14 protein-coding genes are annotated in these 13,473 nt (G+C 72.0%); 5 read left to right on the top strand and 9 right to left on the bottom strand.

All coding sequences use genetic code 11. The features are described from left to right. Positions 1-31: 31 nt before the first annotated feature. Positions 32-661 (bottom strand): LysE family translocator, encoded by a 630-nt coding sequence (locus ACQEVC_RS11200; protein WP_432876017.1) that lies wholly within the window; start codon positions 659-661, stop codon positions 32-34. 200 nt (positions 662-861) lie between these two features. Between ACQEVC_RS11200 and ACQEVC_RS11195 the strand changes: the two genes are divergently transcribed. The 4 genes from ACQEVC_RS11195 to ACQEVC_RS11180 all read left to right on the top strand — a co-directional run bounded on the left by ACQEVC_RS11195 (position 862) and on the right by ACQEVC_RS11180 (position 5,173). After that, complete coding sequence (locus tag ACQEVC_RS11195; protein WP_432876014.1) at positions 862-1,602, top strand: DUF998 domain-containing protein; 741 nt, start codon at positions 862-864, stop codon at positions 1,600-1,602. Between the two features lie 54 nt (positions 1,603-1,656). After that, positions 1,657-2,028: a YciI family protein gene (locus ACQEVC_RS11190; protein WP_432876011.1), complete on the top strand. Its 372-nt coding sequence runs from the start codon at positions 1,657-1,659 to the stop codon at positions 2,026-2,028. A gap of 146 nt (positions 2,029-2,174) precedes the next feature. Continuing rightward, positions 2,175-3,464 (top strand): RNA polymerase sigma factor, encoded by a 1,290-nt coding sequence (locus ACQEVC_RS11185; protein WP_432876008.1) that lies wholly within the window; start codon positions 2,175-2,177, stop codon positions 3,462-3,464. A 347-nt stretch (positions 3,465-3,811) separates the two neighbouring features. Then, positions 3,812-5,173, top strand: a complete 1,362-nt coding sequence (locus tag ACQEVC_RS11180) for an MFS transporter (protein WP_432876006.1) — start codon at positions 3,812-3,814, stop codon at positions 5,171-5,173. Between the two features lie 103 nt (positions 5,174-5,276). Here the strand turns inward: ACQEVC_RS11180 and ACQEVC_RS11175 are convergent, their stop codons facing one another. The 7 genes from ACQEVC_RS11175 to hemL form a co-directional block, all read right to left on the bottom strand. Then, on the bottom strand, positions 5,277-5,708 hold the full coding sequence (locus ACQEVC_RS11175) for a VOC family protein (RefSeq protein ID WP_432876004.1): 432 nt from the start codon (positions 5,706-5,708) through the stop codon (positions 5,277-5,279). A gap of 133 nt (positions 5,709-5,841) precedes the next feature. Continuing rightward, entirely contained in the window at positions 5,842-6,864 is a 1,023-nt protein-coding gene (ccsB, locus tag ACQEVC_RS11170) for a c-type cytochrome biogenesis protein CcsB (RefSeq protein WP_432876001.1), read from the bottom strand. Next, the gene (resB, locus tag ACQEVC_RS11165) at positions 6,864-8,585 is read right to left on the bottom strand and encodes a cytochrome c biogenesis protein ResB (RefSeq protein ID WP_432875999.1); all 1,722 of its coding nucleotides are present in this window, start codon (positions 8,583-8,585) and stop codon (positions 6,864-6,866) included. The genes ccsB and resB overlap by 1 nt, the downstream gene beginning before the upstream one ends. Next, positions 8,585-9,427, bottom strand: coding sequence for a cytochrome c biogenesis CcdA family protein (locus ACQEVC_RS11160; RefSeq protein ID WP_432875996.1), 843 nt, complete (start codon positions 9,425-9,427; stop codon positions 8,585-8,587). The genes resB and ACQEVC_RS11160 overlap by 1 nt, the downstream gene beginning before the upstream one ends. A gap of 115 nt (positions 9,428-9,542) precedes the next feature. Beyond that, the gene (locus ACQEVC_RS11155) at positions 9,543-10,139 is read right to left on the bottom strand and encodes a TlpA family protein disulfide reductase (RefSeq protein ID WP_432875993.1); all 597 of its coding nucleotides are present in this window, start codon (positions 10,137-10,139) and stop codon (positions 9,543-9,545) included. A gap of 1 nt (position 10,140) precedes the next feature. After that, the gene (locus tag ACQEVC_RS11150) at positions 10,141-10,791 is read right to left on the bottom strand and encodes a histidine phosphatase family protein (RefSeq protein WP_101368544.1); all 651 of its coding nucleotides are present in this window, start codon (positions 10,789-10,791) and stop codon (positions 10,141-10,143) included. Positions 10,792-10,796: 5 nt separating this feature from the next. Then, positions 10,797-12,134: a glutamate-1-semialdehyde 2,1-aminomutase gene (hemL, locus tag ACQEVC_RS11145; protein ID WP_432875990.1), complete on the bottom strand. Its 1,338-nt coding sequence runs from the start codon at positions 12,132-12,134 to the stop codon at positions 10,797-10,799. 164 nt (positions 12,135-12,298) lie between these two features. Between hemL and ACQEVC_RS11140 the strand changes: the two genes are divergently transcribed. Continuing rightward, a complete protein-coding gene (locus ACQEVC_RS11140; RefSeq protein WP_432875987.1) occupies positions 12,299-12,634 on the top strand; it encodes an STAS domain-containing protein in 336 nt (111 codons plus the stop codon). Between the two features lie 267 nt (positions 12,635-12,901). Here ACQEVC_RS11140 and ACQEVC_RS11135 read toward each other — a convergent pair whose 3' ends face one another. After that, positions 12,902-13,456, bottom strand: a complete 555-nt coding sequence (locus ACQEVC_RS11135; RefSeq protein ID WP_432875984.1) for a response regulator — start codon at positions 13,454-13,456, stop codon at positions 12,902-12,904. Between the last annotated feature and the right edge of the window lie 17 nt (positions 13,457-13,473).

The raw sequence follows: 13,473 nt of genomic DNA, 5'->3' as shown, positions 1-13,473 counted from the left end.
GGCCGAGTCCGGGCCGGGGCTGGCGCGGGGATCAGGCCCGCTCGGTGGCGAGCCGGACGCTGAAGCCGAGCATCGCGACACCGGTACCGGCGTCCATCGCCCGGCGTACCCGGCGCCGGGAGAGCACCCGGCGTGCCCGGTGCAGCAGCCCGACCAGCGTCAGCAGGTAGAGCAGCGAGAGCACCGCGTGACTCAGCGCGAAGACCAGCAGTACGGCCAGCGGGGCGTGCTCCCCGACGAACTGCGGGAGCACGGCGAGATAGAAGGCCAGCACCTTGGGGTTGGTGATGTTGGACAGGAAGCCCTGCCGCCAGCCGGCGAGTGCCTGCCCGGGCGGGTCGGGCTGGTCCCCGCCGATCGGGGCGTACCGGCCGACCCAGGCCGAGCGCAGCGCCTGGAAGCCGAGGAAGGCGAGATAGCCGACCCCCACCCACTTGATCGTCTGGAAGAGCGGCTGGGACCGTACGATCACCGCGCCCAGCCCGGCCGCGGCCGCACTGCCCTGTACGGCGTTGGAGCAGGCGACGCCGAGCGCGCTCCACCAGCCCCGCCCGCGACCGGCGGCAAGGGTGTTCCTGGTGACCACCGCGAAGTCCGGGCCGGGCACCACGATCAGCACCACCGCGAAGACCAGAAAGCTGCCATAGGTCGTCCAGGACATGGTTCCGAGCCTACGACCGCTCTCCCACGGCGGCACGCGACGGACGGATCTGACCAGGTCAGAGCCGCGCCAGCCGAGTCGCGGGAAATTTCTCCGAAAAAGTTCGGCCCACCCGTCGGATCCGTCGTCGCCCGTTCGAGGCAGGGGTAGCGGCCGGTCCGAGCACCGAACCGGACCGGTGGAACCGAAGGAGGACGACGATGAAGACGATGAGCCAGCACAGCACCGTTTCCGGGGCGGCTGCCCGGCCGACCGGACAGCCGTGCGACCCGGCGACCAGCGTCACCAGGACCCTGCTGGCGTACGGCGTGCTCGCCGGGCCGTGCTACGTCCTGGTGTCGCTGGCCCAGGCGCTGACCCGGGACGGATTCGACCTGACCCGGCACGCCTGGAGCCTGCTGGCCAACGGCGCACTCGGCTGGATCCAGATCACCAACCTGGTGCTGACCGGGCTGATGACCTGCGCACTCGCGGTCGGACTGCGCCGTAGCCCCTCCCCGGTCACCGGCGCCGGCTGGGCGCCGCGACTGATCGGGGCGTACGGGATCAGCCTCCTCGCCGCCGGGGCGTTCCGGGCGGACCCCGCTCTGGGCTTTCCGATCGGCACCCCGGAGACCGGCACGGCGGTAACGTGGCACGGCACGCTGCACTTCGTGGCCGGCGTCATCGGTTTCGGCTGCCTGATCGCGGCCTGTCTGGTCCTCGGCCGGCGGTTCTCCACCGAGGGACGGCGGGGTTGGGCGGCCTTCTCCCGGCTGACCGGCGTGCTGTTCCTCGCCGGCTTCCTGGCGATGGCCGCCGGTGCCGGAGCCGTCTGGTCCAACCTCGCCTTCACCGGGGCGATCGTGCTGGCCTGGGCCTGGCTCTCGGCCCTGGCCGCCCACCTGTACGCCCTGGCCGCCCACCTGTACCGCCGGGCCACCCCCGCCCGGGCCGACTGACCCGACCGGCAGCAGACGGCGTAGCAGAGCAGACAACCAATCGGAGGAGAAGAGATGCGTTACCTGGCACTGTTGCGGGCGACCCGGACCACGACCCCGCCGCCGCCCGGACTGATGGAGGCGATCATGCAGCTCGGCGAGGAGGCGACCGCGGCCGGCGCCCTGCTCGACCAGGGCGGGCTGGCCCCGAGCGCGGAGGGAGCGCGGATGCAGGTCGCCACCGGCAAGCTCAGCGTGACCGACGGGCCGTTCGCCGAGGCGAAGGAGACGATCAGCTACGCACTGTACGAGGTGCGCTCGAAGGAGGAGGCCGTCGAGTGGGTCTCCCGGTTCCTGGAGCTGCACCGCGACATGTGGCCCGGCTGGGAGGGCGAGGGTGAGGTGCTCCGGGTCTTCGGCCCGGAGGACTTCCCACCACCCGCCTGACCCGCCCACTCTCCTTCCGCACACCCGATTCCCAGCGGATCTTGACGACTTGTTGTCGTTGCGGCGACTGTCGTTGCGGCGACGACAAGTCGTCAAGATCTACAAGCTGAGACGCCCGCCGGCCCGGCGTGGTTGGATCGGGAGGCATGGGGGTGGGAGGACCGGGGCGGGCGAGCCGGGAGGCGGTCGAGGCGGTCTGGCGGATCGAGTCCGCCCGGATCGTCGCCGGGCTCGCCCGGCTGGTGCAGGACATCGGGCTCGCCGAGGAACTCGCCCAGGACGCGCTGGTCGTCGCGCTGGAGCAGTGGCCCCGGCAGGGGGTACCGCCGAATCCGGGTGGCTGGTTGATGTCGACCGCCAAACACCGGGCGGTCGACCTGATCCGGCGACGTACGACGTACCAGCGGAAGCTCCAGGAACTGGGGCGGGAGGTGGAGAGCCGGCCGGACCCGACCGAGGCGGAGCTGGCCGCCGTGCTGGACTCCGAGCGGATCGACGACGACCTGCTCCGGTTGGTCTTCACTGCCTGCCATCCGGTGCTTCCCACCGAGGGGCGGGTGGCGCTGACGCTGCGGCTGCTCGGCGGGCTGCGTACCGACGAGATCGCCCGGGCGTTCCTGGTGTCGGAGCCGACGGTCGGGCAGCGGATCACCCGGGCGAAACGTACCCTCGCCGCGAAACGCGTACCGTTCGAGCTGCCGCCCCGGGACGAGCTGGCCGACCGGCTCGGCTCGGTGCTGGAGGTGGTCTACCTCGTCTTCAACGAGGGCTACTCGGCGACCGCCGGTGACGACTGGACGCGACCGGCGCTCTGCGCCGAGGCGCTGCGGCTCGGCCGGATCCTGGCCGGGCTGATGCCGGAGCAGTCCGAGGTGCATGGCCTGGTGGCGCTGCTGGAGCTGCAGGCGTCCCGGATCCCGGCCCGGACCGGGCCGGACGGCGAGCCGATCCTGCTGCCCGACCAGGACCGCCGACGCTGGGACCGGCTGCTGGTCCGGCGCGGGCTGGCCGCTCTGGACCGGGCCGAGTCGCTGGGCATCGGCCCGTACACCCTGCAAGCGGCGATCGCGGCCTGCCACGCGCGGGCCCGGAACGCCGCCGAGACCGACTGGGTACGCATCGCCGCGCTCTACCGGGTGCTGGCGCACGTGTCGCCGTCGCCGATCGTCGAGCTGAACCGGGCGGTCGCGGTCGGGAACGCCACCGGCCCGGCCGACGGTCTGGCCATTGTCGACACGCTGGTCGCCGAGCCCTTCCTGGCGACATATCCGCAGCTACCGGCCGTCCGGGGCGACCTGCTGGCCCGGTTGGGCCGGCACGACGAGGCCGGGCGTGAGTTCGCCCGGGCCGCCGAGCTGACCCGGAACGCCCGGGAACGCGCGCTCTTCCTCGACCGCGCCGCCGAGGCGGCGAGTGTGAACTCACACCCGATCTGATCCGTGCTGGCTGGCGCTGAGCTGCGGTGGATCGGATTCGGTGAGCAGGAGCACGTCCTTATATGTCTCAGTGAACCTTTTTCAACCTGAACCGCGCGGCGCTCACGCACCGCGTCCGACCTTGCGGCCCGCCGGACCGCAAGGGAAGGTTGAAAAAGGTTCAGTGCATGTGATCCGGTGCCGGGATCGACGCTCTCGTCGAGGATCGTGGGCGCTCAACCGGGCCGGACCTGCGCACCCAGTTCGATCGCATGTTCTTCGCGCAGGTGAACGATGACCGGCTGCGGGAGGGGACGGCGACCGGTAAGGAGTGGCCCGCCGGCAGCCCCTGCCGGATGATCGTTCGCATGTCTGAAGGGCGCCCCGCCGCGACCGTCGCCCGGACCACGGCGGTCGCCGTCGCTACCGGGCTCAACTACGGCTACTTCGGCGCGGCGATGGCCGGCGCGCAGCTCTTCCTCACCCCGCGGCTCGGGCTGGACACCACCGCGCAGGGCAGCCTGTTCGCGGTACCGGTCGTCGGCATGATCCTCGGCACCGTACTGGCCGGCCGGCTGGTGACGGTACTGGGCCGCAAGCGCACCCTGCTCTGGATGGCGGTCTGCGCGACGGTCTTCTCCGCCGCCTCGCCGCTGGTCGCCGAGCTGCTCTGGCTGAACGTCACCCGGTTCCTGCTCGGCCTGGTGATGGGGGTGACCAGCGTGGTGGTACCGATCTTCGTGGCCGAGTCCGCCCCGACCGCCCGCCGGGGGCGGATCGCCGTACTGCACCAGGTGGCCACCATGGGCGGCATCGTCGGGGCGTTCCTGGTGGCGTACCTGCTGGCCGACAGCGGGCAGTGGCGGATCATGCTCGGGCTCTCGGCGGTGTTCGGGGTACTCGTGGTGGTGCTGCTGGTCCCGGCGCCGGAGACGCCGCACGGGCTGGCCCTGCGCGGCGAGCGCGCGACCCCGGCACTCGGCCCGACCGGCGGCGAGCGGGCCGATCCGATGGCGTCACCGCTGCGGGCCGGCCGGACCAACGCGCTGCGCGAGCTCTTCGGCCCGCGCTACCGCCGGGTGACGCTCTTCGTGATCGTGCTCGGCACGCTGGTCCAGCTCACCGGGATCAGCGCGGTCGGCAACTTCAGCCCGCGCATCTTCGAGGGGATGGGCTTCCGGGGCCCGTTCGCGCTGCTCGTGCTGCCGGCCGTGGTCCAGCTCGCCGGCCTGGTCGCGTCGCTCTGCTCCGCCGTCGCGGTCGACCGGCTCGGCCGCCGGGCCACCCTGTTGACCGGTACGGCGGTGATGGCGCTCGGGCACGGCCTGCTGGTCGCCGCGTTCGCCCTGGAATCCGTCGACGGCTGGGGCACCGGGCTCGGCTTCGTCGGGCTGCTGCTCTTCACGGTCGGCTTCAACGCCGGACTGGGCTCACTGGTCTGGGTCTACGCCTCCGAGGGCTACAGCGACCACCTGCGCGGGGCCGGCGCCACCGCCCTGCTGCTGCCCAACCTCACCGCCAACTTCCTGCTGGCACAGTTCTTCCTCGGCGCGCTGGTCGGGCTCGGCGGGGTGGCCACCTTCGGGGCGTTGCTCGGGATCACGCTGCTGACCTGGATCTTCCTCTATCTGCGCGCACCGGAGACCAAGGACCGCAGCCTGGCCGAGATCCACGCGTACTGGCAGAACGGCCGCCGCTGGCCCGAGCCGGCCACCCGGGTGTCGCCATGATTCTTGGCGAGTTGTGGCACGCTGCTAACCACAGTTCGCCAAGAATCATGGTGCTGCGGTCCGGCGGTCAGGATTAGCGGGTCGCGATCGTGCGGGTGCGGGGCTACTGGGCGACGGCCGCCCCGGTCGGCAGGGTGAGCTGCCAGGAGACGCCGAAGCGGTCGTTGACCCAGCCGAACTTGGCGCTGAAGCCGTACGAGCCGAGCGGCATCAGCTCTTGGCCGCCCTCGACGAGCGCGCCGTAGAGGTGGTCGATCTCCTTCTCCGACTCGCAGGTCACATAGAGCGAGACCGCCGGGGTGAAGCCGAACCCGTGCGTGACGCTGCTGTCGATGCACATGTACTGCTGGCCGCCGAGCCGGAAGGTGGCGTGCCGCACCGTCCCCTCGGCGCCGTCCTCGCCGGGGCCGTACCGGTCGACGGCGAGCACCTCGCCGTCGTCGAAGAGCGACGTGTAGAAGGTCATCGCCTCCTCCGCCCTGCTGTCCTGGAACATCAGGAACGTGGTGACCTTCTGGGGCGCGATCGCAGACACTTCGCGGAACTCCTTAGCGGCACGGGCGGCAGGGTGGGTACGCGCGGTTCGGCCGCACGCACAACCGATCTTCTACGTCCCGCTTATATAAGTCAAGGCTAAAGATCGCCGCGCGCCGGAGGAGTCGGAAGGATCAGTCGAGGCCGCCGTACGAGTGCAGGCCCTCGAAGAAGATGTTCACGCCGTACAGGTTCATCTGCATGGTCAGGAAGCCGAGTACGGCGATCCAGGTCGCCACCGGGCGCTTCACGCTCGGCGTGGCCCGGGCGTGCAGATAGCCGGCGTAGACCACCCAGGAGATGAAGGCCCAGATCTCCTTCGGGTCCCAGCCCCAGTACCGTCCCCAGGCCGCCTCGGCCCAGACCGCACCGGCCATCACCGCGAAGGTGAAGATCGGGAAGGCGAACGCGTGCAGCCGGAAGGTCAGCCGCTCCAGCGTGTCGGCGGCCGGCACCCGGACGCCCAGGCTGTACGGGAAGCTGCGCTTGCCCTGGTCGTAGCCGTGCCGGATCAGGTACATCACCGCCGGCACCGCACCGAGCAGCAGGATGCCGGACGAGGTGGCGATCGTCGCCACGTGCACGACGAACCAGTACGAGTCGAGCGCCGGCACCAGCGGCACGATCGGCACGTAGAGCACCAGCCCGGCCACGGCCAGCAGCAGCACCATGGCCAGCGTGACGAAGAGCCCGAGGTGCCGCAGCGTCGCACGCCGGTAGAGCAGCACCAGCCAGCCGACCATCCCGACGAAGGTGACCGAGAGCAGGTACTCGTACATGTTGCCCCACGGCATGCGCTCGGCGGCGATGCCCCGGGTGGTCAGCACGGCGAGGTGGAGCACGGCGGCGAGCACGGTGAGCGCGACGGCGGCCCGCCCGGCCAGCACCGCCCGGGGCGAGCGCGCCCCGCCGGACGGGACCGGCGCGTCGGTGCCGGGCAGCTTGGTCCCGGCGACCGGCGCCGGATCGTCGACCGGACCGGATCCGCCGGCCGCGCCGACACCGGCGCCGACCAGCACCCGCTCGCGCTCGGGTCGCGCCGCCGCCCGGCCGATGACGCTGCGGGTGCCGAAGGCGTACTCGACGGCGTGGCAGATCATCGCCAGCAGGTAGCCCAGGATCGCGACCACCAGGAGTTGGTCGGACAGCGCGGCCATCAGTCGGTCCCCTCTTCCGTCGCCCCGTCGGGTCGCGCCCCGCCGGGTCGCGCCACGTCGTCGGCTGGCACCCCGTCGGGTCGCGTCGCGGCGACGAGCCGGTCGAACTCGTCGGCGAACCCCGCGTACTCGGTACGCGGCAGACCACCGACCTCCACCAAACTACTACGACCTGTCGTGGTCGCGTCGGCCGGTGCCGGAGAAAGCCGGAACCAGACCCGGCGCCGCCGCCCGAACAGCGACGACATCAGTCCGACCAGCAGCAGTACCGAGCTGATCAGCACGATCCGTTCGCCGGGGTCGTACCGGACCGAGATGGTGACATACGGGCGGGTGCCGACGAACTCCACCGACGTGCCGTCGTCGAGCGTCCACTTCTCACCCGGGCGCAGCAGCTTCCCGTCGCCGAGCTGCTTGAGCTTGCCGCTGCTCACCTGCCGCTGGTCGAGCCGATAGATCGAACCCGGGATCCCGGCGTCCAGCCCGAGGTTGCCCCGGTACGCGAAGAGCATCACCGCCGGGGACCGCTCCGCCGGGTACGTCGAGCGGACGAACGGCGGCGCGTCCGGCGCGGTCGGGAAGTAGAGCCCCTCGAAGGCAACCTGAAGATCGGGGTTACGCGCCCCGGTCACCGGGTCGAGGTTGACGTCCGGGAACGCCGCCACGCCCTCACTGGTCAGGTTGCCGTCGATGGTCAGGAAGGCCTCGTCGCTCTCCAGCGACTCGCCGTTGCGGTCGGTGTAGCGCAGGATCGGCGCGTATCCGTGCCCGAGCAGGTAGACGCTCGCTCCGTCCAGCCGCAACGGGTCGTTGACCGAGAAGCTCGCCCGGTACGGTGCCCGGTCACCCTGCTCCACGAGTGTCGTCGCCCGGAACGACGACGGCTGCCCGGTCGGCAGGAAGCTCGCCGTGAAGTCGGTCAACTCCAGGCAGAACGGCGGCAGATCACTCCCGTCCACCCGGTGCCCGAGCTTGGACTCCGCGTACTGCTGGAGCGTGTTGCAGAGCGCGTTGTCCGGGCCGGCGACCAGCAGCCGGTTGCCGTGCCAGCCGTACCAGGAGCCGAGGCCGATGCCGAGTAGCACCCCGATCAGCGAGAAGTGGAAGAGCAGGTTGCCGGTCTCCTTGAGATAGCCCTTCTCCGCCGACACGGTGTCGCCGCGCACCACCACCCGCCACCGCCGCTTGCGCAGCACCGCCGCGATCCGGGCCAGGTCACCGTCGGAGTCGGTCAGCACCGCATGCCGGGGCAGCCGGTCCAGCCGCTTCGGCGCAGACGGCGGGGCGGCGCGCAGCGCCCGTACGTGGTCGCGCAGCCGGGGCACGATGCAGCCGACCAACGAGGTGAACAGGAGTACGTAGATCGCCGAGAACCACGGCGAGGCGTACACGTCGAAGCCGCCGACCCGGTCCAGGATCGGGAAGAGGTCCGGATGCTCGGCGGCGTACCGGTTGACGTTCTCGATGTTGATGTTGCGCTGCGGGAGCACCGAGCCGGGGATCGCGGCCAGGGCCAGCAGGAAAAGCAGGATCAGCGCGGTACGCATGCTGGTGAGCTGCCGCCACGAGTTGCGCAGCAGGGCCAGCGGCAGCGGGGTACGGCGTACCCGGGGCGGCTGGGCATCCCCGGTCGGGCCGCCGGCGGCCGGCGGCTCGGCCTCGGCGACGCCGGCCGGCGCGGCACCCGCCCCGGTCACGGCCTCCCGCTCCTCGGTCGACATCAGATGCTCACCTCGCCGACCCCGAACGTGGTCTGCAACCAGATGACCAGGTCCTGCCAGCCGCCGGTGACCAGGGCCAGCCCGATCGCGATCAGCAGCGCGCCGCCGACCCGGGTGACCCAGCGACTGTTCCGGCGCACCGCCCGGAACAGTCCGAGCAGCCGGGAAAAGCCGAGCCCGAACACCACGAACGGCAACCCCAGCCCCAGGCAGTACGCGACGGCGAGCAGCGCGGCCCGGTCCGCCTGACCGCTCGCCGTGCCCATCCCGACCACCGCACCGAGGGTCGGCCCGACGCAGGGTACCCAGGAGAGCGCGAAGACCGCCCCGAAGACCGGCGCACCGAGCAGGCCGGCCGCGGGCAGCCGACGGATCCGGAACTCCCGCTGCATCCCGGGGACCAGCCCGAGGTAGGAGAGCCCCAACACCATGATCACGATGCCGATGCCGATCTCCAGCGGTCGCCGCTGCGCGAACAGCGCCTGCCCGACGGCGGTGACCAGCACCGCGGTCAGGGTGAAGACGACGGTGAAGCCGGCGATGAAGAGCAGCGTGCCGGCGAGCACCCGACCCCGGACCGCCCGGGGCGTCCGGGCCGGCCGGGTGGCCACCGCCACTCCGCCGCCGGCCGACTCCCCGCCCGGCCCGTCCGGAGCGCGGTCGGTCGCGGCGCGGCGCTGTTCCAGGTCGCTGCCGGCCAGCCCGGTCACGTACGACAGGTAGCCCGGCACCAGCGGCAGCACGCACGGGGAGAGGAAGCTGACCAGGCCGGCCAGCGCGGCCGCCCCGATCGCCAGGAGCACCGGCCCGCTCTCGGCCAGCTCGGCGAAGGTCTCGCCCATCAGCCCGCCCCGCCCGGCACCGTGCAGCTCCGGCCCGTCTGCGCCGGCCGCCGATCCGCACCCGGCCCGGCCGTCAACTCGGCCCGCCCAGCGATCAACTCGGCCCGCCCGGCCATCAGTTGGGCCCGCCCGACGGTTTCTCGTCGGCCACCCGGGCGACGATCGGCTCCAGCCTGTCCCGGGTGGTACCGGCCCGGATCACCACCGCGATCCGGTTCTCCCGGTCGAGCACGATGGTGGCCGGGATCGAGTTCGGCGGGATGTCGAAGGCCAGCGCCAGCCGGCTCGGCGGGTCGAAGAGGCTGGGATAGCTCACCTTGTAGGCCGCCTCGAACGCCTTCGCCTTGTCCCGCCCGTCCTGGATGTTGATGCCGAGGAAGCGCACGTCCCGGTCCTTGGTCGCCTGGTAGGTCGCCTCCAGATCGTCGGCCTCGGCCCGGCACGGCGCGCACCAGGAACCCCAGAAGTTGACCACCACCACCCGGCCGCGCTCCCCGGCCAGGTCGTACGTCCCGCCGGTCAGCAGTTCACCGGAGACCGGCGGAGCCGCCGGGCGGTGCTCCGGCGCGCACTCGACGATGCCGTCCGTGGTCGCGCAGTCGTCCTTCCAGTCGTTCCCGCCCCCGTCGCCGCCCGAGCAGCCGGCCACGGCCAGCGCCACGGCGACGGCGAGCAGCGCGCCGAGGCCGGCGGACCACCGGGGGCGACTCACCTCATGCCCCCTTGGCCGTCCGAGCGGTCGGCGACATGGCGACCAGGTGCGCGGCCGGTTCGGTGTAGCCGATCCCGACAATCTTGGCACCGTCGAAGTGGAACGAGGTCAGGCTGGCCAGCCCGCACTGCCGCTTGCGCGGGTCGTGCCAGAGCCGCTTGTGCTCGACGTACCGGCGCAGGGTCCAGATCGGAAGCTGGTGCGAGACGCAGACCGCCTCCCGCCCCTCGGCGGCGATCCGGGCCGCGTGCAGGGCCGCGAACATCCGCTCGGCGATCAGCGTGTACGCCTCGCCCCAGGACGGGGTGACCGGGTCGCGTAGCACCCACCAGTTGCGCGGGTCCCGGAACGAACCGTCGCCGGGTGAGACCCGCTTCCCCTCGAACCAGTTGGCGCTCTCGATCAGCCGCTCGTCGACCCCGACCGGCAGCCCGAACTGCGCCGCGATCGGCTCCGCCGTCTGCTGGGCCCGCTCCAGCGGGCTCGCCACCACATGCGTGACGTTGCGCTCGGCGAGCGCCTGGGCGGCCGCCTTCGCCATCTGCACACCCAGCTCGGAGAGGCGGTAACCGGGCAGCCGGCCGTAGAGAATCTTCTCCGGGTTGTACACCTCACCGTGCCGGAGCACGTGCACGACCGTTGTGCTGCCCACGTTTCCTACCCCCCGTGACCGGCCGCCGCCGCGGCCTCCGCCGCGACCGGCAACACGGCCGCGACCTGCTCCAGCGCGGCGTCGTCCAGCGCCGTCGACACGAACCACGATTCGAAGGAGCTGGGCGGCAGGTAGACCCCGCCGGCCAGCATCGCGTGGAAGAACGCCCGGAACGCCGCGACGTCCTGGGTCCGCGCGGTGTCGTAGTCGTAGACGTCCGCGTCGGTGAAGAAGACCGAGAACATGTTCCCGGCGTACGAGAGCCGGTGCGGCACCCCGGCGGCGGCCAGCGCGTCGCTCGCCAGCTTGCCCACGGTGGCGGCGACCTCGTCGAGCCGCTGGTACGTCGCCGCGTCGGCCAGCCGCAGCGAGGCCAGCCCGGCCGCCGTGGCCAGCGGGTTACCGGAGAGCGTGCCGGCCTGGTAGACCGGTCCGGCCGGCGCGAGCCGCCCCATCACCTCGGCCCGGCCGCCGAACGCCGCCGCCGGCAGCCCGCCGCCCATCACCTTGCCGAAGGTGTAGAGGTCGGCGTCGACCGGATCGAGCCCGGCCCAGCCGCCTGCCGAGACCCGGAACCCGGTCATCACCTCGTCGAGGATCAGCAGCGCGCCGTGTGCGTGGGCGATCCGGGCCAGCGCCTGGTTGAAGCCGTCCCGGGGCGCCACCACACCCATGTTCCCCGGAGCGGCCTCGGTGATGACCGCCGCGATCTCCGACCCCTGGGCCGCGAAGACCGCCTCCACCGCCGCCACGTCGTTGTACGGCAGCACGATCGTCTCGCTCGCCGCCGCGCCGGTGACCCCGGGCGAGTCCGGCAGGCCGAGCGTGGCGACCCCGGACCCCGCCGAGGCGAGCAGCGCGTCGACGTGCCCGTGGTAGCAGCCGGCGAACTTGACGATCCTGCCCCGGCCGGTGAAGCCGCGGGCCAGCCGGATCGCCGACATGGTCGCCTCGGTCCCGGAGTTGACCAGGCGGACCTGCTCGACCGGGGTACGCGCGACGATCTCGGCAGCCAGCTCGACCTCGGCCTCGGTCGGGGCGCCGAAGCTGGTCCCGTCGGCGGCCGCTGCCTGCACCGCCGCCACCACCTCGGGATGGGCATGCCCGTGGATCAGCGGCCCCCACGAGCAGACCAGGTCGACGTAACGTCGCCTGTCCGCGTCGAAGAGCCACGCGCCCTCGCCCCGGGCCATGAACCGGGGCGTGCCGCCGACGGCCAGGAACGCGCGCACGGGAGAATTCACCCCGCCCGGCACGAGGCTGCGGGCGCGGTCGAACAGGGCCTGGGAGGCCGGTGCCGCGGCCGGATAGCGACCGGGGCCGGCGGGGTACGTCTCACTCACGGTGCCGCCATTCTGTCAGCGCTACCTGTGCGCCCGGCACCCACCCCTCGGGCCGTCGCGCACGTCACGCCGACAGCCGATCACCCGGGCCGGGTCCCCTCGGCGATCGGCGGGGCGAACGTCCATCAGAGGCCGGTTCGGCTAGGTCGCGATAGGCTGAACGGGTGAACCGGGCGGACCTGACCATCGGCGTGCAGCGCGGCACCGACGAGGTGACACTCATCCTCGCCGGCGAGATCGACATGCTCACCGCCGCCAGGCTGTCCAGCGTCGTCAACGAGGTACTCAGCGACGCACCGTCCCGAATCGTGCTGGATCTCACCGATGTCACGTTCTGCGACTCGCAGGGCCTCGGCACCCTGGTCGTACTCAGTCGTAAGGCCAGCCACGCGCAGAGCCTGCTGATGCTGACCAACGTCGGCGACTTCCTGCTCCGGGTGCTGGACATCACCGGCCTGCGCTCCGCCCTGATGATCCGCAACGAACAGGCCACCGGCTGACGCCACCGACGACCCGACCACCCCGACCAGGTCGGGGTTGGGGGCCGGATCGCCCGCGTCGGGATCAAGCCTGACCGCCCAGAGCGGGTGATCCGGCCCCCAACCCCTCGCACGACGGCGCGCGAAAGCAGCCTCCCCCACCCCGCCCCCGGCGCTGATCACCATTCGCCCAGCGTCAAACCCGACCGCGACAGCCAGCGTCGAACCCGAACCCTCAGGCCACCGCACCCCAGCCCGACCGCGACAGCCAGCGTCGAGCCCGAACCCTCAGGCCACCGCACCCCAGCGCGCCTGCTCCAACACCTCGACAGCCCGCTCCCGCCCCTCCGGGTCGTCCGAGCGCAGCAGCGCCACCGCGTCGTCCACCGCCTCGGCCATCGTCCGCCACTGGTTGTCCCGCTCCCGGACCAGCTCGGACTGTGCGGCGAGTTGCCGGGTCTTCACCCACAGTTCGACGAAGACCGAGACCTTGGCCCGGAGCACCCACGGGTCGAACGGCTTGGTCAGGTAGTCGACGGCACCGACGGCGTACCCGCGCAGGGCGAGCTGGGCGTCCCGGTCAGCGGCGGTGAGGAAGATGATCGGCACGTGCCGGGTACGCTCCCGCCGCTTGATGTGGCTGGCGGTCTCGAAACCGTCCATCTCCGGCATCTGGGCGTCCAGCAGGATGACCGCGAAGTCCTCCACCAGGAGCTGCTTCAGCGCCGCCTCGCCGCTCTCCACCGCGACCGACTGGACGGGCAGCCCCTGGAGGATCGCCTCGAGCGCCATCAGGTTCTCCCGCCGGTCGTCGACCAGCAGGGCTTTGGCCAGCTCGCTCACTCGAACGTCCCCCCGCC

The organism is Plantactinospora sp. CA-294935 (assembly GCF_050936445.1).
Taxonomy (GTDB): domain Bacteria; phylum Actinomycetota; class Actinomycetes; order Mycobacteriales; family Micromonosporaceae; genus Plantactinospora.
Note: the sequence above shows the minus strand (reverse complement) of the source record. Positions and strands in the feature narration are given on the sequence as shown.

Bases quoted from the DNA above. Each gene is read 5' to 3' on its own strand.
- ACQEVC_RS11200 (WP_432876017.1), bottom strand. From the start codon at position 661: ATGTCCTGGACGACCTATGGCAGCTTTCTGGTCTTCGCGGTGGTGCTG.
- ACQEVC_RS11195 (WP_432876014.1), top strand. From the start codon at position 862: ATGAAGACGATGAGCCAGCACAGCACCGTTTCCGGGGCGGCTGCCCGG.
- ACQEVC_RS11190 (WP_432876011.1), top strand. From the start codon at position 1,657: ATGCGTTACCTGGCACTGTTGCGGGCGACCCGGACCACGACCCCGCCG.
- ACQEVC_RS11185 (WP_432876008.1), top strand. From the start codon at position 2,175: ATGGGGGTGGGAGGACCGGGGCGGGCGAGCCGGGAGGCGGTCGAGGCG.
- ACQEVC_RS11180 (WP_432876006.1), top strand. From the start codon at position 3,812: ATGTCTGAAGGGCGCCCCGCCGCGACCGTCGCCCGGACCACGGCGGTC.
- ccsB (WP_432876001.1), bottom strand. From the start codon at position 6,864: ATGGCCGCGCTGTCCGACCAACTCCTGGTGGTCGCGATCCTGGGCTAC.
- resB (WP_432875999.1), bottom strand. From the start codon at position 8,585: ATGTCGACCGAGGAGCGGGAGGCCGTGACCGGGGCGGGTGCCGCGCCG.
- ACQEVC_RS11160 (WP_432875996.1), bottom strand. From the start codon at position 9,427: ATGGGCGAGACCTTCGCCGAGCTGGCCGAGAGCGGGCCGGTGCTCCTG.